This is a genomic window from Vallitalea longa, assembly GCF_027923465.1.
In the GTDB taxonomy this organism is placed as follows: domain Bacteria; phylum Bacillota; class Clostridia; order Lachnospirales; family Vallitaleaceae; genus Vallitalea; species Vallitalea longa.
This window is the reverse complement of record NZ_BRLB01000009.1, coordinates 138,954-158,792: the sequence shown is the minus strand read 5'-3', so window position 1 is coordinate 158,792 and position 19,839 is coordinate 138,954. Positions and strand designations below refer to the sequence as shown.

Below are 19,839 nucleotides of genomic sequence, written 5' to 3'. Positions count from 1 at the left end.
ACGCTCCTATTTCATATGCTTAAAAAGTAGTGATTCCCTATAAGATTAAAAAAGCACTTATAATATATAGTGATATACTTATATATTATAAGTGATATTATTAATTACTTTTCAAATACTTTAGTTAAAAATTGTCCTGTATATGACTTTTCATTTTCTGCAACCTCTTCAGGTGTACCTTTTGCTATAACGATTCCACCTTTATCTCCACCTTCAGGTCCCATATCAATAATATAATCTGCTGTTTTAATTACATCCAAGTTATGTTCGATTACAATTACTGAATTACCTGCATCTACTAGACGTTGTAATATGGTAATTAGTTTATTGACATCTTCAAAATGTAATCCTGTCGTTGGTTCATCTAATATATACATTGTTTTTCCTGTACTTCTTTTACTTAATTCCGTAGCTAATTTCACTCTCTGAGCTTCTCCCCCTGAAAGTGTTGTAGATGGCTGTCCCAATTTTACATACGATAGACCCACATCATATAATGTCTGAAGTTTTTTCTGAATTCTAGGAATGTTTTCAAAGAATTTCAATGCTTCTTCAACTGTCATGTTCAATACTTCTGATATGTTTTTACCTTTATATTTAACCTCTAATGTTTCTCTATTATATCTTTTGCCATGACACACTTCACATGGTACATAGACATCTGGTAAAAAGTGCATTTCTATTTTTATGATACCATCACCTCTACATGCTTCACAACGTCCACCTTTCACATTAAATGAGAATCTACCTTTTTGATATCCTCTCATTTTAGCTTCTGCTGTACTGGCAAATATATCTCTAATATGATCAAATACTCCTGTGTATGTAGCAGGGTTTGATCTTGGTGTCCTACCGATAGGTGATTGATCTATGGCTATGACTTTATCTAAATATTCTAGCCCTAACATATTCATGTGTCTGCCTGGTTTTATTTTTGATCTGTTAAGATCTCTAGCAAGTCTTTTATATAATATTTCATTTACAAAAGAACTTTTTCCAGAACCTGATACTCCTGTCACACATGTAAAAATTCCAAGTGGTATATCTATATCTATATCCTTAAGATTATTTTGAGCAGCACCTTTTATATTAATCCATTTTCCATTAGTTTCTCTTCTTGTATCCGGTATCTCTACTTTCTTTCTTCCACTAAGATATGCACCTGTTATAGAGTTTTTCGCCTTCATGATTTGTTTAGCAGTACCTTCTGCAACAACCTCTCCACCATGTTCTCCAGCTCTTGGCCCAATATCAACAATATAATCAGCTTCAAACATAGTCTCTTCATCATGCTCAACTACTATTAAGGTATTTCCAAGATTTTTTAATCTTTTTAGTGTCTTAAGCAATTTTTCATTATCTCTTTGATGAAGTCCTATACTAGGTTCATCTAGTATGTACACGACTCCAACTAATCCAGAACCAATCTGTGTAGCCAATCTTATTCTCTGAGCTTCCCCACCTGACAAAGTACCAGCCGAACGAGATAAAGATAAATAGTCTAAACCTACATTTACTAAAAAACCTATTCTTGCATTTACTTCTTTTAATATTTGTTCACCGATAATAAGCTGTCTTTTGGTTAACTGAATATTATCAAAAAAAGCTTTAATATCTCTTATTGACATCTCTGTAACCTGTGATATGTTTTTACCTCCCAGTGTAACAGCTAAAGCAATAGGATTTAATCTTGCTCCATCACATGCATTACATGGTGTATTCGTCATAAAAGATTCATATTCCTGTTTCATATAATCAGATGTTGTTTCTCTGTATCTACGCTGTAAGCTCGTAACAAGACCTTCAAATACTGTTTCATATTGTCCCATGCCTTTATCTGATTTATACTTGACAATAAATTTTTCACCTTTAGTTCCATACATAATTATATCTTTGATTTCCTGTGGATATTTTTCATAAGGTGTTGTTATATTGAATTTATATTTTTTACCTAATGCCTCGAACATTCTTCTTACATGACTATCTTCATTAGAAGCCGAAGCCCAACCTGGAATAACTATAGCTCCTTCAATTATACTTAACTTTGTGTTAGGGATAATCAGTTCAGGATCGAATTTCATTTTGAATCCTAGACCATGACATTCTGGACAAGCTCCGAAAGGATTATTAAATGAAAATAACCTAGGCTCTATTTCATCTATACTTATATTACAGTCAGGACATGAAAAATTCTGACTAAATGACATAGATTTACCTTCAACAACATCTATCACTAATAATCCACCAGTCAATTTCATAACAGTTTCAATAGAGTCTGTTAGCCTTTTCTCTATACCTTCTCTAATTATCAATCTATCAATTACAATTTCAATAGTATGTTTTTTATTTTTATCTAAGACTATTTCTTCAGATAGCTCATACATATTTCCATCTATCTTGGCACGGACATAACCGCTCTTTTTAGCCTGTTCCAGTAATTTGATATGTTGCCCTTTCCTTCCTCTTACTACAGGAGCCATTACCATTATTTTGGTTCTTTCTTCTAATTTCATTATTATATCTACCATTTGGTCAACAGTCTGTCTGTTTATTTCTTTTCCACATTTGGGACAATGTGGTATACCGACTCTTGCATATAATAACCTTAGATAATCATATATCTCTGTTACTGTTCCTACTGTTGAACGTGGATTTCTACTAGTCGTTTTTTGATCTATAGATATTGCAGGGGATAGTCCTTCTATACTATCAACATCTGGTTTTTCCATTTGCCCTAAAAACTGTCTGGCATAAGCAGACAATGATTCCACATATCTTCTCTGTCCTTCAGCATATATCGTATCAAATGCTAAAGAAGATTTACCTGAACCACTGAGTCCAGTAAATACAACAAATTTATCTCTTGGAATGGTTAAATCAATATTTTTCAGATTATGTTCTCTTGCACCTTTTATTACAATCGTATCTTTTCCCATAGGACCACCTCTTATTTAATTCTAGTAATTTATTACATCATCAATTAATACCTCATATCAAGCATCTAACTGTTTTTTTAGTTCATATAATTCATCTCTTAATTGAGCTGCTCTTTCAAATTGCAAGTCCATAGCAGCTTGTTTCATTTCTTTTGAACACTTCAAAATCTTTTTCTCCAACTCTTCTCTACTCATAGATTCCGGATCTTTATTTAATTCATATGTCGCTTCTGATTCTGCTACTTGAGTGATACTAATTATATCTCTAACAGGTTTGCTTATAGTTGTAGGAGTAATATTATGCTCTTCATTATACTTTTTCTGTATATCTCTTCTTCTGTTGGTTTCTGTAATTGCTCTATTCATACTATCTGTAATAATATCTGCATACATAATAACTCTTCCCTCTACATTCCTTGCAGCACGTCCTACTGTTTGAATTAGAGCAGTCTCTGAACGCAAAAATCCCTCTTTGTCTGCATCAAGTATCGCCACTAAAGTTATTTCAGGTATATCTAATCCTTCTCTAAGTAGATTTATACCTACAAGAACATCAAATACATCCATTCTAAGATCTCGTACTATCTCAATTCTTTCTAAAGTATCAATATCTGAATGTAGATATCTAACACGTATGCCAGATTCTTTCATGTAATCCGTTAGATCTTCCGCCATTCTTTTAGTTAATGTAGTTATTAATATTTTATTTTTATTTTCCACTTCTTTTTGGACATTGGATATAAGGTCATCTATCTGTCCTTTTACTGGTTTCACTTCAATTTTAGGATCCAATAGACCTGTCGGTCTAATAATTTGTTCAGCCATCAATTGTTTATGGTCGTTTTCATATGGTCCTGGTGTTGCAGAAACAAATAGTACCTGATTTAATTTTCTTTCAAATTCATTGAAATTCAATGGTCTGTTATCTTTAGCTGAAGGTAATCTAAAACCATATTCAACCAATGTGGATTTCCTGGATTGGTCACCTGCATACATACCTCTTACCTGTGGAACAGTCATATGCGACTCATCTATAATCAATAAAAAATCGTCAGGGAAATAATCAATTAAGGTATGTGGTGGTGCTCCTGGTGGTAATCCAGTCAAGTGCCTTGAATAATTCTCTATACCTGAACAAAAACCAGTTTCTCTAATCATTTCAACATCGTAATTAGTTCTCTGGGCTATTCTCTGAGCTTCTAGTAATTTATCCTTTTCCCTAAAAGATTTAACTACTTGAATTTTCTCTTCTTCTATAGACCTTATGGACTTTTCTATTTTATCTGTTTCAATTACATAGTGTGACGCAGGAAATATAGCTATATGTTCCATATACCCCAGTATTTCTCCAGTAATTACATTTATCTCTGTTATCCTATCTATTTCATCACCGAATAATTCTACTCTTACTGCCCTATCAGTTGAAGCTGCTGGAAATATTTCTATCACATCGCCTCTCACTCTAAAAGTACCTCTGACAAAGTTCATATCATTTCTCATATATTGAATATCAACTAATTTTTTTAATATCTCATCTCTATCTTTTATCATTCCCGGTCTTAATGAAAGAACCATATTCTTGTAATCTATAGGACTTCCAAGACCATATATACATGAAACACTTGCCACAATTATAACATCATCTCTTTCTGCAAGAGACGCTGTAGCAGAGTGCCTTAATTTATCTATTTCTTCATTGATTGATGAATCTTTTTCTATAAATGTATCTGTATGAGGGACATATGCTTCTGGTTGATAATAATCATAATAACTAACAAAATACTCTACAGCATTATTAGGAAAAAATTCTTTAAATTCACTATACAATTGAGCGGCTAAAGTTTTATTGTGTGCCATAATTAATGTAGGCTTTTTTAATTCCTTAATAATATGTGCCATGGTAAATGTTTTTCCTGAACCTGTAACTCCTAGTAAAGTCTCGAATTTCTTACCTCTCTTGAAACCACCAGCCAATTTTTTTATTGCATTGGGCTGATCTCCTGTAGGTTGAAATTTAGAATGGATCTCGAATTTAGACATATTATCACCTCTTTTTCTTTATATACGTTACATATTATCAAAATAGCTTAGATAATAAATTCAATCTTCTTATGATTGTTCCTAGAAATAATACAAAAATAATTACAGTTTTATCTATTTAATAAAATCCATTTCATCTATGTATCTACTAGTCATTATTTTTAGTCTTAACTATTATATCACATTAATAAAAAAATGCAAACATATGTTTGTGCAAATATTATCCATCTCATATTAACTGACCATGTTAAATAATGGCAAACTGTACATTTTAAAACATACAGTTTTATAATATATTGTTAGTATAGTAATCGTTGCAATGATATTTACTACCAATATTTTTATGGAGCTCTAGAAAGATTTTTAACAAGTTCTAAAATTAAAACTTAAGTTAGTATTTTTCAGCTAGCTTATTAAGTGTGCAAATATAATTAATTAGGAGGATTTTATTATGAATAGAAATAATGAATCAGTTATAAATCTAAATCAAATGTTAAAAGGTGGAGTTATTATGGATGTAACAACTCCCGAACAAGCTGTTATTGCTGAAAAAGCCGGAGCATGTGCAGTTATGGCTTTAGAAAGAGTACCAGCTGATATAAGACGTGATGGCTCAATTGCAAGAATGTCAGATCCTAAAATGATTAGAGGCATAAAAAAAGCTGTTTCGATACCTGTAATGGCGAAGGTAAGAATAGGTCATTTTGTAGAAGCTCAGATTCTTGAGGCTCTAGATATTGATTATGTTGATGAGAGTGAAGTTTTGTCACCAGCAGATAATATCTATCATATTGATAAAGAGAAATTCAAAATTCCTTTTGTTTGTGGAGCAAGAAATCTAGGTGAAGCGTTAAGAAGAATCGGCGAAGGAGCATCCATGATCAGAACAAAAGGAGAGGCAGGTACTGGAGATGTTATTGAAGCAGTTAAGCATATGCGTACAATGACATCAGAAATCAAAAAAATAGTATCATTAAATAAAGGTGAACTCATGAATGCATCAAAAGAAATTGGAGCACCTTACAATCTATTGAAATATGTACATGAGAATGGAAGACTTCCAGTGATAAATTTTGCAGCAGGAGGAATAGCTACGCCATCTGATGCTGCATTAATGATGCAATTAGGATGTGACGGTGTTTTTGTTGGATCGGGAATATTCAAATCAGGTAATCCTGAAAAAAGAGCTAAATCCATTGTTGGTGCTGTAGCTAATTTTAACAATCCTGAAATGTTAGCAGAGCTTTCCGAAGATTTAGGAAAACCAATGAGCGGAATCGCAGTTGAGTTTTTAAAAGAAGAAGAAAGGTTAGCTGGCAGATGAAACCAACATTAGTTGAATATACTTAGAATTTGTTTTTATATTAAAATGCTTTGCATAAATAAAAATAGGTCATTCTATCTTTTATTTTGCAAAGCATATAATATCATTTTCTTAATTTATTTTTTATTATATGGAACAATCCTATTTTCTGCACACTTTCATGTCTATATATTATTCTTGGATTCTCTGGCATCAACCTTACTTTCAGATCGGTAATACCATCTGGATATGCTTTAAATTCATAAGTTTCCATATCACCATTTATATGTAGCACTTCTATCCATAGGAATGTAAAGCTATTTTTCAAAATTGCTCTGAATTGACGGGTGTTAAGTACATTGATACCATTGATTTTAGTTATTATATCTCCTATTTGCATACCCATTTGTGATGCAGCACCTTCTGGAGTAATGCCCATTATCCTTACACCTTTTTTAGGTATGGTATAAATAGGTTCTTTTTTACTTTCTATATATTGCTCATATAGAATCATACCTTCATGTATACCTGCCATAAGTATCGTACCCACTATTTGTAGGAATAGACTACCCACTGAATAAATTGATAATATTATCAGCAGTATACTGTAAATCATCAATCTTACTGCTGTCTTTTTACTCCTTTTTTTTGGTTCTTCACAATATGTAATACTACTATAACCCAAAGCTCCAACAAAAGGTACTAATCCATAAAAATATGTAATGACATCTTTTGGTATATCTTTCAATAACGGCCACCAATCAGGCATCTGAACAATTTCTGAACCTGATATTCCCCCTTTTGACAAAACAAGCATTGCTATGGGTAAAGGCCAATATTTCTGCATGAGATGACCTAATACAATCTTTCCGTCTTTCTTAGCAATTATTGGAATAGGGTCATCAGCTCCAACAAAAAAAATCAATATGCCTTCCATTAGATGTAAGATACCTACCAAAGCTAATAATCCACTAATATTTATATTAATATTAGGAAGTGTTATTCCAAATATTATCTGCCCTCTGAATATTAATGAAAGAACTCCCATAACAGATGCTGCATATGAAAAACATAAATATCTTATATTTATTAATGATAATATCAGAGCAAGAGGTAATAAAAATATCAGATAATAAGTTAAATTAATTGGAAGCCCGATAACTGCTATTATCAGACTACCAATTATCCCAATAATTATTCCCTGAAGAATTGATTCCACAAGTGCATTTATAACGGTTTTGGAATTATCAAAATTATATATGTTAACACTTTTATATTTTTTAATCAATATATACAATATCCATATTACTAATATGAATGAAAAATTGAACAAAGCTCTTGAAATAGATAATAAAGTAATATGGATTATTTCTAACAATGGATTCATATATGCTCCCCTATTTATACCATTAAATTCACTTATTTATTTCTTTAGTAGTTTATTTTTCTTTTGTTATTTTTTCTTTCATAACTTCAACTGCTTTATTAAATTGTGTATCTTGTTCCCTTTCAATTACCAACTTCTTCTTCAATTCTTCTGGAATATCTATTTCCACGTCAGGTTCTATTCCCTTACCATGAATATAATTACCATTAGGTGTATAATATTTGGCAATTGTTACTTTAATAGCTGAACCATCTTCTAGTGGGAATACCCTTTGAACTAATCCTTTACCAAATGTAGTTGTTCCAACAATTGTACCTATACCACTATCTTTTATAGCACCTGATAATATCTCAGATGCACTAGCACTATTCTCATTAACTAAGACAACTAGTGGTTTAGTAAATTTTCTAAGATCATCAGAAGATGCTTGTTCTCTATATCCTTCTTTATCTTCTGTATAGACAATCAAGCCTTCTGGTAATAACTCATCAGCCATTTCTATTACTATATTCAAAAGTCCTCCAGGATTATTTCTAAGATCGATAATCAATCCTTCTTGTCCTTTAAGGTTGAGGTCATCAAGAGCTTCTTTAAATTGGTCATATGTTACTTCTTCAAAACCAGTAACACGTATATAACCTATATTATCTTCTAACATTTCATGTGATACAGTAGGTACAGTAATAACATCTCTCGTTATTTCTATATCTATATTTGAATTATCTGATGCCCTATAAATGCTTAATGTTACTTTTGTACCTCTTTTCCCTCTAATCATATTAGCAACTACATCTTCCATTTTAAGGCCTTGTATGCTTTCATTATCTACTTTTCTTATAATGTCTCCTGGAAGTAAGCCTGCTTTCTCTGCTGGTGAACCAATAAATGGTGATAGTATCATTAATTGTTGTGTATCTTTTTGATACGTTACTATTGAACCGATTCCTTCATAAGTTGCTGACGTATCTACTTGAAACTCTTCATATTCTTTTTTTGTATAATATACAGTATATGGATCTCTTAATTCACCCAAAAATCCTTGATAAACCCCTTCATATAAATCATCTTCTGCATAATCATTTTCAAAATAATATCTATCATCAACGTAAGAAAGAATATCATGTAATTTTTCCTCTCGGCTATGGTATCCCGATTTTATAACTTGATAACCTTTTTCATGTTCAAAGTTTTGAATTAATTTTTTTCCACTAAAATATATTACGTCTATTACAAGGATAATAGCCATACCAATGACTAATCCATGCATGAATTTTCTTTTTTCAGTCATATTGATTCTCCTTATTATACTAATAATATTGTATTGTATTTGAGTTAGTATTATTCCATAATAGCAAAAAAACTGCATTAGCAGTTTTTTGCAATTATATTGAATTTTATTTAAGCATAGTTAGTGGAGGTATCCACTTCCCATTTTTTCTTATACCGAAATGTAAGTGAGGGCCTGTTGATAATCCTGTATTACCTGATTTAGAAATAGTTTGTCCACCTTTTACTTTATCTCCTTTTTTGACAAGGAGTTTTGAGTTATGTGCGTATATACTAACATATCCACTTCCATGGTCAACATAAATGTATTTTCCCCATACACTACTGTAACCTGCATATGTAACTTCGCCGCTACTAGCTGCCTTCACAGATGTACCCATACCAACACCTATATCTATCCCTGTATGATATGAAGGCTTCTTAGTAACTGGATGTATCCTATTGCCGAAAGGACATGTTATATAATGATTAGATGTTGGCCATGTCATTTTTCCACCAGCATATACTAATTTACTTTTAATACTGTCAATAGATTTTTCTATTTTAGCAAGTTCTTTCTCTTTAGCATTCAATTCAGATTGTGCTACACTTTTATTCTCTCCCAATATTAACATTTCTTTTTCTTTAGTAGACTGGATATCCTTAAGTGACTTCTGTTGAAGAGTATTTTCTTTTTTTAGTGCTACTATCTGTTCTTTGTCTTCTTCAAGTTGTATCTCTTTGTCTTCTATATCATCTCTAATTAGTTGTAATTCTTCTATCATATTGGTATCATACTCAACCAATGCATTAACGTATTCTACTCTAGTAAGAAAGTCACTTAAGTCTTTTGAACCTAGAAGCACTTCCGCATAAGCTGAATCACCCTGCTCGTACATGACTTTAATACGTTCTTTTGTAGTATTGAAATATTTTTCTTCTTTTTGTTTCGCAACCTCCAACTCTTGATTAATAACTTCTATTTGTTTTTCTTTATCATTTTGTTGTTGTTGCAATTCTCCTATCTTATTATTATATTCATCTATCTGGATATCTAATTGTTGAACCCTACGTACAATTTCTTGAATCTCCTTATCAAGACTCTTAATAATCTCTTCTGACTTATTGATCTCACTTTTATTATCTTTTTGCTGTTGTTCCAGGTCCTTCAATTGTTGCTGATAGGAAGAAGCAAAAATTGTTGTTGGAACCATAAACAAAAGTAATATGATAACACAGTTTTTAATTACTCTTTTCATATATTCCTCCATTATTAATAATATTTTTTATAAGACTATACTCTTAAATGTTTTCTTATAGTAATTCTGCTTCCTACGATGCCTATTCCAATTCCAATCACCAAGGATAAAGGTATCAATATAGAATATATCTGTCCTACATCCATGAACGATAAAAATTGATTAATAACTATAAATTTGACATTAATCTTACTAATCACATAATCATATAAGAAATATATTATAGCTAGTGGAATTATTGCCCCAACAGCTCCTATCAACATTCCTTCTATGATAAAAGGAAATTTAATGAAAAAATCTTTCGCTCCCAGATATTTCATTATATTGATTTCATTTTTTCTAACTGATATAGCTATCCTTACAGTGTTGGATATTAAGAAAACAGATATAAATATTAGTATTATTATTAGAACTATACTCATATAATTTATGAAATTATTAAATCCTTTTATAACTTCAGTGATATCTTTTTCTTGTTTAACGAATCTAACACCTTTTAATGTTTGTATGTATTGTACTAATGCTTCCTGCTTTTCTATATCATTGATTTTCACCTGGAAGTTATCTGAATCCTTAAGCGGATTATTCTCCCCATCAAATCCTACAAGGAGATTTTTATTGTCTTTATATACAGTATCCTTCAAGTCATTCCACGCTTGTTCTGGTGATATGTACTCAATTGATTTTACTTCTTCTCTTTTACTTACCATAGCTTCAATATTTTTTATTTCAGCATCAGTGATGTCTTCTTTTAGAAAAACAGCAATTCCTAGATTACTTTCTGCTTCTTGAAGTGTGTATCCAACATTAGCTGCAACAATATAAAAAATACCTACTATAAACAAACAAGCTGCGATTGTACCAATAGAAGCAATGGACATTAACCTATTTTTAAATAAATTAATAACTCCTTGTTTAAAACAATAATCTACTGTTCTAAGCTTCATCCCCGTAATCTCCCCTTTGCACATCTCTTACAATACATCCATTATTAAGGGTTATAACTCTCTTCTTCATTGCATTAACCATTTCTTTATCGTGAGTAACAACAACTACCGTAGTTCCCCTCATATTAATTTCTGTAAGTAATTTCATTATTTCCCATGAATTATTAGGATCTAGATTACCAGTTGGTTCATCTGCTATCAAAATAGGTGGATTATTTACAATTGCTCTAGCTAATGCTGTCCTTTGCTTTTCTCCTCCCGATATTTCTGTGGGGTACATTTTCGCTTTTTTTGATAGACCTACCATAGATAATACCATAGGTACACTTCTTCTTATTTTTTTACTTGATGCTTCTGTAACCTTTAACGCAAAAGCAACATTGTCATATACTGTCATTTTATCAAGTAGTCTAAAATCTTGGAATACAACTCCTATGTTTCTTCTAAGTGTAGAAACATAACGTCTTTTTAATCTAGTTATATCTTTATCATCTATAAATAATTTTCCTTCAGTGGACTCTAGTTCTTTCATTAATAATTTTATTAATGTCGTTTTACCAGAACCACTATTGCCAACTATAAAAACGAATTCTCCTTTTTCTATTCCCAATGACACATTATTCAAAGCGCATACCCCATTGGGATATATCTTTGTAATGTTTTCAAGACGTATCAATATTATCCTCCTAACTACTTATAATAAACTGTTTTATCATTTGTAAACAATCCTACAAAAACTTAGGGCAATGTCCCCAAATACACTTTATCTTATTAGTGATCAATTACAGGATTAGATATATAATCATTAATAAATTAGATATGATATGTCTAATCATATATTGATAAACTGTATTAGCAAGACATTCCCTTCATATTTCTGTATTTCTATAAATTAATATTCTGATTCACTAATGAATTTCATATACTTAACAACCATTAAAGCTATTTTGAATGTAATAGCATCTTCGAATATACGTAAATCCAAGCCAGTATTTTTCTGTAATTTATCTAATCTGTAAACTAGTGTATTCCTGTGAATATATAGTTGTCTTGATGTTTCTGATACATTTAAACTATTTTCAAAGAATTTGTTAATTGTAGTAATAGTTTCTTTATCAAAATCATCAGGTGATTTACCATGGAATATTTCTTTTATAAACATCTGACAAAGAGGTAAAGGTAATTGGTAGATAATCCTTCCAATACCCAAGTTGTTATAACCAATAATATACTTATCCTGATAGAATATTTTACCCACTTCTAATGCCATTTTAGCTTCTTTGTAAGAACGTGATACATCTTTTATATCATTTACTACTGTACCCATAGATACATAGACACTACTCATAGCTTCTGTATTCAATGTATCAAGTATTACTTTGGCAATCTTGTTTATATCTTCATTCGTATCGTTTTCTTCTAATTCTTTTACGATAATAATATTTTTCTCATCTACAGCAGTAATAAAATCTTTAGTTTTTAGAGGGAATATACTTCTAACTATTTCTAGGGCATTGTTATCCTTTTCGAATTTAGTTTCTACTAAGTAAGTCACTCTTCTAACATCTGTTTCAATATGAAGTTTCTTCGCCCTGTTGTATATATCTACTAGTAGTAGATTATCAAGCAATAGATTCTTGATAAAATTATCTTTATCAAATCTTTCTTTGTAAGCTACTAAAAGATTTTGAATTTGGAAAGACGCAATCTTCCCTATTTTATATACATCCTCTGCTTCTCCTTTTGCTGAAACTACATACTCTACATTATGATCATCATAAACTTTAAAAAAATGATAACCTAAAACTAATTGACTGTCTGCTTGAGATCTCACAAAATCCGGTACTGCAAAATTGTATTCCTCTAATCTTCCTTCTTCAGTTGTTGCTAATATTTTCCCATCTGGATCTATAACACTTATATCAATACGTGTTATTGTTTTAAGTCCTTCAATGGTGTTTTGAATAATTTGGTTTGATATCATTTATTTCTCTCCCTTATTATTTAGTATTGAAAAGTATATTATATAAGTGAATAAAATATTTGTTATTAGAATTATTTCCAATTTTAAGCTTTACTATTTCCCTTATTATATATTTTATAGCAAAATCTACAAAAATAAAAGAGGGAATACGTAATTTTGTGTATTTCCTCTTAATGATTTACAAAAAGTTCATAAATATTATTAATATTTAATAATGATTATACAAATATTTATATTTTTTTCATTTTTCATGATACGATATTAGCAGTATTATTCAATTAGAGGGTAACAATTACTAAATAACATTGTAATATTTTTTTAGTAGATAAGTAAAGGGAATGTAATATATTACATTCCCTTTTGATTATTGACATAATTTTAAGCTAATATCTATCTATTACATATCTACATTAATTCGATTAGTTAGTAATAGTTTTTTCTGTTTCTTTACAGAATACATGAATTCTATTTAAATCAATAGCTAACTCTATTTTGTCACCTGGTTTAGCTTTTGATCTTGGATCTACACGTGCTGTCATATCATAACCATCAACAACAACATATAAGAATGTTTCAGAACCCAACATTTCAGTAACATTAACATCAGCCATAACAATACTCTTTGGTGATGACTCTAAGAAAATTTGGCTATCATGAATATCTTGTGGACGAATACCCATAACAACTTCTTTTCCAATATATCCACCATCAATTAATTTTTTAGCTTTAACATCTGATAAAGTGATTTTGTTTGATTCAAATAATAAATCAACACCAGTACCATTTTTAGCTACTTTACAATCAATGAAGTTCATTTGTGGTGATCCAATGAATCCAGCTACAAATAAATTCTTTGGTCTTTCATATAAGTTAGTTGGAGTATCTACTTGTTGGATAATTCCATCTTTCATAACAACAATACGAGTACCTAATGTCATAGCCTCTACTTGGTCATGAGTTACGTATATGATTGTTGTTTGTAGTCTTTGATGTAGTTTAGAAATTTCAAGTCTCATTTGAACTCTAAGTTTCGCATCCAAGTTTGAAAGAGGCTCATCCATTAAGAATACTTTTGGTTCACGAACAATAGCACGACCCATAGCAACACGTTGTCTTTGACCACCTGATAAAGCTTTTGGTTTACGATCTAATAAATGTTCTATATCTAATATCCTAGCAGCTTCTGTAACTCTTTTTTGAATTTCTGCTTTTGGAGTTTTTCTAAGTTTTAATCCGAACGCCATATTATCATATACAGTCATATGAGGATATAACGCATAGTTTTGGAAAACCATTGCAATATCTCTGTCTTTTGGTTCAACATCGTTAACTAATTTTTCACCAATGTATAATTCACCTTCTGTGATCTCTTCTAGTCCAGCAATCATACGAAGTGTTGTAGATTTACCACAACCTGATGGACCAACAAAGATGATGAATTCTTTGTCACCAATTTCAAGATTGAAATCTTGTACAGCTGTTACTCCTTGACCATATACTTTTTTAATATTTTTTAATGATAAGCTTGCCATAATAAATTAGCCCCCTTAAGGTTTTTTTTGTAATTTTCCGGCTCTGTATGTATCTTACGTATGATAATATACTATATTTCAGGTGTCAATACCATAGGTTAATTAAACAAATTACCTGTTTTTATTTTGTTTAATTTGTATATTGCTTGTTTTTATTAATACTTATATATATATTATTTATTTCATAAATTGCAATTCTATATATAATGCCTAATTTCTTAATGTGTTACATTGTATACAATATAGTTTCTAGTATGATTTACCCAAAAAGTTGCAGTAAATTATGTAACTCTTGCGAAATCCACCTTATATAATATTGATGAATATTAACAGGACTATAAAAATTTTGCATTATACAAAATTCAATTATTAGTCAACTTATATATAGAAATATTATAATAAGTAAATATATATAAATCTATAACTTTTTTTTATATATTTTTCCTATCCATAAATTAATTTTAAAAACCTATTTTTACCTACTTATATTCTATAAAACCTTCGCCAAGTACTTCTTTTACATCACCAACTATTACAAATGCAGATTTATCAAATTCTCTAACAATTTCTTTTAACTTGACAATTTCTTTTTTAGATACCACACATAAAAGTATTTCTTTGTTCTTCTTAGAAAATTTGCCACTTCCTTGTAATCCTGTTGCTCCTCTATCTAGTCGCTTCATGATTTCAGTTGATATTTCTTCGTTATGATCAGATATAATTAATGCAGCTTTGGAAAAGTGAATACCTTCTAGGAATGCATCAACTATTTTTGCTGTAATAAATACTGCAACCAAGGCATACATAGCTTTCTCAATACCAAATATGAAATAGCCACCCACGATTATTAATGCATCTAGCATCAACATCAATTGTGCTACAGAAATGTGCTTAATATAATGTTGTAGTATGGTGGCTGCCAAATCAGTACCTCCAGTAGTTGAAAAAGCTGAAAAAACTAACCCTAGACCAGCACCAGAAACAACTCCACCAAATACACTTCCCAGTAACATATCATTGGTAGCAGGAGGTAAATAAGCTGTATATATTAAGGCTAACGATAGAAACATAGTTGCAAATAAACTTCTTCCACCGAAATTTTTACCTTTTATGATTACAGCTGTTAAAAACAATGGAATATTAATGACAATATTAGTTATCCATGGTTCTACTCCACCAGGAACAATATTCTCAGTTAACTTCTTGACTATTATCGCCAAACCGGTAACTCCCCCTGTAACGAGGTCAAGAGGGATAAAAAACATGTTTAGCGCAATTGCTAATAAAGTCACTCCTACAATTATGATAAAATAATCAATAATAGGTTTTCGCTTACTTGTTAATTCCATAATTTTACTCCTTCTGTATAAAAATTAGGTAAAAATAAATTATTTTTTTCTATGTACAATAACTTTAATTAAGAACATAGGTAATTTTATCATTCTTTTAATCCTTGTAGGTTGTTTTATGAGTCTATAAAACCACTCTAAACCTAATTTTTGATATATCATTGGAGCTCTTTTTACGTTACCTGCCATCCCATCAAAACTTCCGCCAACTCCTATAGCGACTTTTACATTTAGATTATTGATATTTTCATTAATCCATTTTTCTTGTTTTGGAGCACCTAAACCTACAAGTAATAAATCTGGCTTAAGAGAATTGATAGTTTCCATTATCAATTTTTCTTCATCTTCATCAAAATATCCGTCATGATAACCGATAATATTTAACCCTTTATGAAGTTGTTGCATTTTACTTGCTGCATTAGCTGCCACTCCTTTTGCAGCACCAAATAAATAGACAGTTTTATCGGTATCCTTAATTTCGTTAAAGACTTTTTGAAGAAGATCATATCCTGCTACGCGCTCTTTTATACTTTTTTTCATTATTTTAGAAGCCATAACAATACCTATACCATCAGGTATAACCAGATCACCTTTATTAAGGACATCCTTAAACTCTTCATCTTCATTTGCTGCAATAACAAATTCAGGATTAGGAGTATAAATCTTATATTTTTTATCACTGTTAATATACTGACTCACTTTTTTAACAGCTTCATCCATAGTATAATCGTCTATCTTTACTCCTAAAATATCAACTTTCATATTAATATTTATCCTTTCATAAAATATAGTCTTATTTTTATTTTCTTAATCTATATTACTATTTATTAAATCCAACAAATATTTATTGTTAAGCTCTGATTTTTTTCTCATCTCAACTTTTATTTCGTCTAATTGATTAACATATTTATCGTAGTTATTATAAACATCATTCACAATATCATTAATATAAGTTTTATTTAACTCCTTAACATTACCAGCTGACGGCATTTTCAATAAATCTAAATAGCAACTGACTTTTGGGTCATATACAAATCCAACCATTGGTACACTACTCAGTGCAGCGAATAGCAAAGCATGTAGTCTCATACTAAGTATCATATGCATTTCACCTATAACACCTATAATGGATGATGAATCCAAATCTTCATCTAACACATATGAATTTTGCTTCATTCTACTAGCGATACGTTTGCTGATATCAATATCTTCTTTGTACTCCATCGGTATAAAAACTATATTTACATCTTTATTGGCAATTAGTTCATCACATACATTAGCAATGATTTCTTCGTAATTAATGTTTTTCCATTCTCTAAATAATATACCTACTAAAGGTTTATCTAGTGGAATATTATTATCCTTCAGTAAATCTTTATACCTTTTTTTATTAATGTTCATAGAAAATACGGGGTCTGCGGTAACATGGATTTTAGGCTTAGTGACTTTCATACTATCCAGATCTCGTTTGGAAAGATCATCTCTAAGTGTTATTAGGTCCACCTTATTAACTATGTATTTAGTCATTAATCTATTAATTTTTTTGTATATTGGTCCTATTCCATTAGCATACAACATAACTTTTTTATTATGGAATTTAGCTAATCTTATTATCCCTAAATAATATAGTAATGATCTAGTACTTGTAGTATCTTGAAGCAAACTTCCTCCACCACTTATTATAATGTCAGCATTCTTTATAGTTCTAGCTACTTCTCTCCAATTAAATCTATATACTGATTTTATATTATTATCTCTCATAGTAATTGTTGGATTTTTAGATAGAGCTGTGATATTAGCTTCTATATTCAATTCTCTAATTCCTTCACATATAGCTAATAGTATTGCATCGTCACCGCAATTACTGTAACCAATATATCCGGAGATTACAATATTTATCATGTAAACACCCATTTCTCTTCATGAAATAAAATGAAAATTTTATATCATTCTTTTATCTCTTATACTGTATCTGCCTTTATCCATACTTAATGCCATTATAAGTCCGATACATAACCAGAAATATGTCACCATCATTGGAACTTCAAATATATTTTCTACAGCATTTTGAGCTAATATCCCTAATGCTCCTGCAAGTAGTCCCATCATCAGATCTTTCTTTCTTCCATTCCGTTCTTTGATAACCGCTGTAGTACACCATTTTATGACACATATTAATAATAGTATAAATGCAGATAGACCGATTATACCCATTTCTGCTAATGTTTTCAAATAATAATTGTCCATATAGAATGGTGATAAATCATTATTAGTTGCTACAGCTCCTCCAAATCTACCTAGCCCTAAACCAATGGCTTTATTTCCTTCACTCCAAGCATTAACTCCTTCTTCCCATCTATAGATTCTTCCACCTTGAGAAGATTTTGCCTTATATTCATCTGTAAACATATAGGTTAGTCTGCTTGATAATGAGGGAAGCATAAGGACTGCTATACCTGCACATAATATAAGAGGTAATATCAGTTTTTTATTCTTATATAGTATAAAAATGAATATACCAAATGCAGCAGATATCCATGCACCTCTTGACATGGTCGCAAATAATCCTCCAGCCATAATGACTGTCATGCAAAATGCAATAAATTTTCTTAATTTATTATGATCAGATGTTAACAATGCTATACTCATAGGAATGAAAAGTACAAAAACTGCACCAAGTATATTAGGGCTTCCTACAATAGAATATGCTCTTGTAGTTATATTCTCAGCACTATCTACCCAGTTTCCTAGCATTTCAGCTCCTGTCAAATATTGATAAATTCCATGAAGACCTAAAAGTGTTCCAGTTATGGTAAGTACCCAATATACTTTTAATATACCCTTTGTGGAGTCTAATAATTGAACTGCCAAAAAATACCAAAGCATATATTGGACAACCGCCCTTAATCCATCTATTGCTATTCCTAAATTAGGTGAATTGATAAAAACTAAAAACACACCTAACAGAACAAAAAAAACAATTGGAAAGTCTAAAGGGGTTGATTTATAAAAACCTAATTTTCTATAACGAATCAATTTATAAATGAATATGCATATAAATCCTAGGAACATTAATTCATCCCATATACTAGAAACTACTGCGAGACCAGCAATATTCCTTACTATGAAATCAATAAAAACATATAATCCAAGTAGAATTACCGTCTTTTGATAGTCTAGTATGATAGCTGCTCCTAGAAGTACAACCATTGTAGCTCCTATAGCAATACTAATACCGAATTTTGCACCTATGAGACCAATAGCTAAACCAATTATTACTATCAATATACTTATTTTATTTTTCACTTTGTTCACCAACTAACTTGTATTATTTTCAATCTACTATCTTCTTCATTAAACTAACTAATAAACTATTCTCTCTGTACTTATTTATCAAGCGAAACATAATATTAACAACAAATGTTAGTACAGCAAATATCAAAACATATTTTATCTTATAGCTAGCGAACATATTAAATGCTATATTAGATATTATATATCCAATAATAAAACTTATCATAAATTGATTAAATACATGAAGTTTCTTATGTTTAATATCTTCGGTCATTTTCCCTATTGCATTTATGATTATACTAGTTTTGCAGCCTTTATTAATTAAGTTAAATAAAGAATTAAACCCTCGTCCTATTGTACATAATAATTTATATATTATTGAATACTCATACATAGAAAGTTTCAACTTAGTAGATTTATGAATTCTTTTTTTTCTTCGTGTTTTATAGAAAAAACTATATTCATGTATTCTATCAATATATTTAATAATTCTATAAATAAAACTAGTTTCAATTACATTCATAGCTTTTCTTTCCTCTCTT

Annotated in this window: 15 protein-coding genes; 1 reads left to right on the top strand and 14 read right to left on the bottom strand. The window is 30.4% G+C overall.

From position 1 onward, the window contains the following. Positions 1-104 precede the first annotated feature (104 nt). On the bottom strand, positions 105-2,936 hold the full coding sequence (uvrA, locus tag QMG30_RS14785; protein WP_281816652.1) for an excinuclease ABC subunit UvrA: 2,832 nt from the start codon (positions 2,934-2,936) through the stop codon (positions 105-107). A gap of 57 nt (positions 2,937-2,993) precedes the next feature. Beyond that, complete coding sequence (gene uvrB / locus QMG30_RS14780) at positions 2,994-4,976, bottom strand: excinuclease ABC subunit UvrB (RefSeq protein WP_281816651.1); 1,983 nt, start codon at positions 4,974-4,976, stop codon at positions 2,994-2,996. 451 nt (positions 4,977-5,427) lie between these two features. Between uvrB and pdxS the strand changes: the two genes are divergently transcribed. Further along, positions 5,428-6,300, top strand: a complete 873-nt coding sequence (gene pdxS / locus QMG30_RS14775) for a pyridoxal 5'-phosphate synthase lyase subunit PdxS (RefSeq protein WP_281816650.1) — start codon at positions 5,428-5,430, stop codon at positions 6,298-6,300. A gap of 103 nt (positions 6,301-6,403) precedes the next feature. Here pdxS and QMG30_RS14770 read toward each other — a convergent pair whose 3' ends face one another. From QMG30_RS14770 to QMG30_RS14715, 12 genes are all read right to left on the bottom strand, one after another. After that, the gene (locus QMG30_RS14770) at positions 6,404-7,666 is read right to left on the bottom strand and encodes a PDZ domain-containing protein (protein ID WP_281816648.1); all 1,263 of its coding nucleotides are present in this window, start codon (positions 7,664-7,666) and stop codon (positions 6,404-6,406) included. 52 nt (positions 7,667-7,718) lie between these two features. Continuing rightward, positions 7,719-8,954: a S41 family peptidase gene (locus tag QMG30_RS14765; RefSeq protein WP_281816647.1), complete on the bottom strand. Its 1,236-nt coding sequence runs from the start codon at positions 8,952-8,954 to the stop codon at positions 7,719-7,721. A gap of 106 nt (positions 8,955-9,060) precedes the next feature. Next, on the bottom strand, positions 9,061-10,191 hold the full coding sequence (locus tag QMG30_RS14760; protein ID WP_281816645.1) for a murein hydrolase activator EnvC family protein: 1,131 nt from the start codon (positions 10,189-10,191) through the stop codon (positions 9,061-9,063). Between the two features lie 35 nt (positions 10,192-10,226). Then, entirely contained in the window at positions 10,227-11,138 is a 912-nt protein-coding gene (gene ftsX / locus QMG30_RS14755) for a permease-like cell division protein FtsX (protein WP_281816643.1), read from the bottom strand. Beyond that, positions 11,128-11,814, bottom strand: a complete 687-nt coding sequence (gene ftsE, locus QMG30_RS14750; RefSeq protein WP_281816641.1) for a cell division ATP-binding protein FtsE — start codon at positions 11,812-11,814, stop codon at positions 11,128-11,130. Before ftsE ends, ftsX begins: the two co-directional genes overlap by 11 nt. 216 nt (positions 11,815-12,030) lie before the next feature. Beyond that, positions 12,031-13,122, bottom strand: coding sequence for a PucR family transcriptional regulator (locus tag QMG30_RS14745; RefSeq protein WP_281816639.1), 1,092 nt, complete (start codon positions 13,120-13,122; stop codon positions 12,031-12,033). Between the two features lie 419 nt (positions 13,123-13,541). Further along, the gene (locus QMG30_RS14740) at positions 13,542-14,654 is read right to left on the bottom strand and encodes an ABC transporter ATP-binding protein (protein WP_281816637.1); all 1,113 of its coding nucleotides are present in this window, start codon (positions 14,652-14,654) and stop codon (positions 13,542-13,544) included. Between the two features lie 479 nt (positions 14,655-15,133). Further along, positions 15,134-16,003, bottom strand: a complete 870-nt coding sequence (locus QMG30_RS14735) for a YitT family protein (RefSeq protein ID WP_281816635.1) — start codon at positions 16,001-16,003, stop codon at positions 15,134-15,136. Between the two features lie 39 nt (positions 16,004-16,042). Continuing rightward, the gene (locus QMG30_RS14730) at positions 16,043-16,765 is read right to left on the bottom strand and encodes a WecB/TagA/CpsF family glycosyltransferase (protein ID WP_281816634.1); all 723 of its coding nucleotides are present in this window, start codon (positions 16,763-16,765) and stop codon (positions 16,043-16,045) included. A 45-nt stretch (positions 16,766-16,810) separates the two neighbouring features. Continuing rightward, a complete protein-coding gene (gene csaB, locus QMG30_RS14725; protein ID WP_281816631.1) occupies positions 16,811-17,905 on the bottom strand; it encodes a polysaccharide pyruvyl transferase CsaB in 1,095 nt (364 codons plus the stop codon). Between the two features lie 39 nt (positions 17,906-17,944). Next, positions 17,945-19,309: an O-antigen ligase family protein gene (locus QMG30_RS14720; RefSeq protein ID WP_281816629.1), complete on the bottom strand. Its 1,365-nt coding sequence runs from the start codon at positions 19,307-19,309 to the stop codon at positions 17,945-17,947. A gap of 28 nt (positions 19,310-19,337) precedes the next feature. Continuing rightward, a complete protein-coding gene (locus QMG30_RS14715) occupies positions 19,338-19,820 on the bottom strand; it encodes a hypothetical protein (RefSeq protein ID WP_281816628.1) in 483 nt (160 codons plus the stop codon). Positions 19,821-19,839: the final 19 nt, after the last annotated feature.

Excerpts from the sequence above, each read along its gene's own strand:
- uvrB (WP_281816651.1), bottom strand. The coding sequence starts at position 4,976 with ATGTCTAAATTCGAGATCCATTCTAAATTTCAACCTACAGGAGATCAG.
- QMG30_RS14765 (WP_281816647.1), bottom strand. The coding sequence starts at position 8,954 with ATGACTGAAAAAAGAAAATTCATGCATGGATTAGTCATTGGTATGGCT.
- QMG30_RS14715 (WP_281816628.1), bottom strand. The coding sequence starts at position 19,820 with ATGAATGTAATTGAAACTAGTTTTATTTATAGAATTATTAAATATATT.
- QMG30_RS14735 (WP_281816635.1), bottom strand. The coding sequence starts at position 16,003 with ATGGAATTAACAAGTAAGCGAAAACCTATTATTGATTATTTTATCATA.
- QMG30_RS14730 (WP_281816634.1), bottom strand. The coding sequence starts at position 16,765 with ATGAAAGTTGATATTTTAGGAGTAAAGATAGACGATTATACTATGGAT.
- pdxS (WP_281816650.1), top strand. The coding sequence starts at position 5,428 with ATGAATAGAAATAATGAATCAGTTATAAATCTAAATCAAATGTTAAAA.
- QMG30_RS14745 (WP_281816639.1), bottom strand. The coding sequence starts at position 13,122 with ATGATATCAAACCAAATTATTCAAAACACCATTGAAGGACTTAAAACA.
- ftsX (WP_281816643.1), bottom strand. The coding sequence starts at position 11,138 with ATGAAGCTTAGAACAGTAGATTATTGTTTTAAACAAGGAGTTATTAAT.
- QMG30_RS14740 (WP_281816637.1), bottom strand. The coding sequence starts at position 14,654 with ATGGCAAGCTTATCATTAAAAAATATTAAAAAAGTATATGGTCAAGGA.
- csaB (WP_281816631.1), bottom strand. The coding sequence starts at position 17,905 with ATGATAAATATTGTAATCTCCGGATATATTGGTTACAGTAATTGCGGT.
- QMG30_RS14770 (WP_281816648.1), bottom strand. The coding sequence starts at position 7,666 with ATGAATCCATTGTTAGAAATAATCCATATTACTTTATTATCTATTTCA.
- uvrA (WP_281816652.1), bottom strand. The coding sequence starts at position 2,936 with ATGGGAAAAGATACGATTGTAATAAAAGGTGCAAGAGAACATAATCTG.
- QMG30_RS14760 (WP_281816645.1), bottom strand. The coding sequence starts at position 10,191 with ATGAAAAGAGTAATTAAAAACTGTGTTATCATATTACTTTTGTTTATG.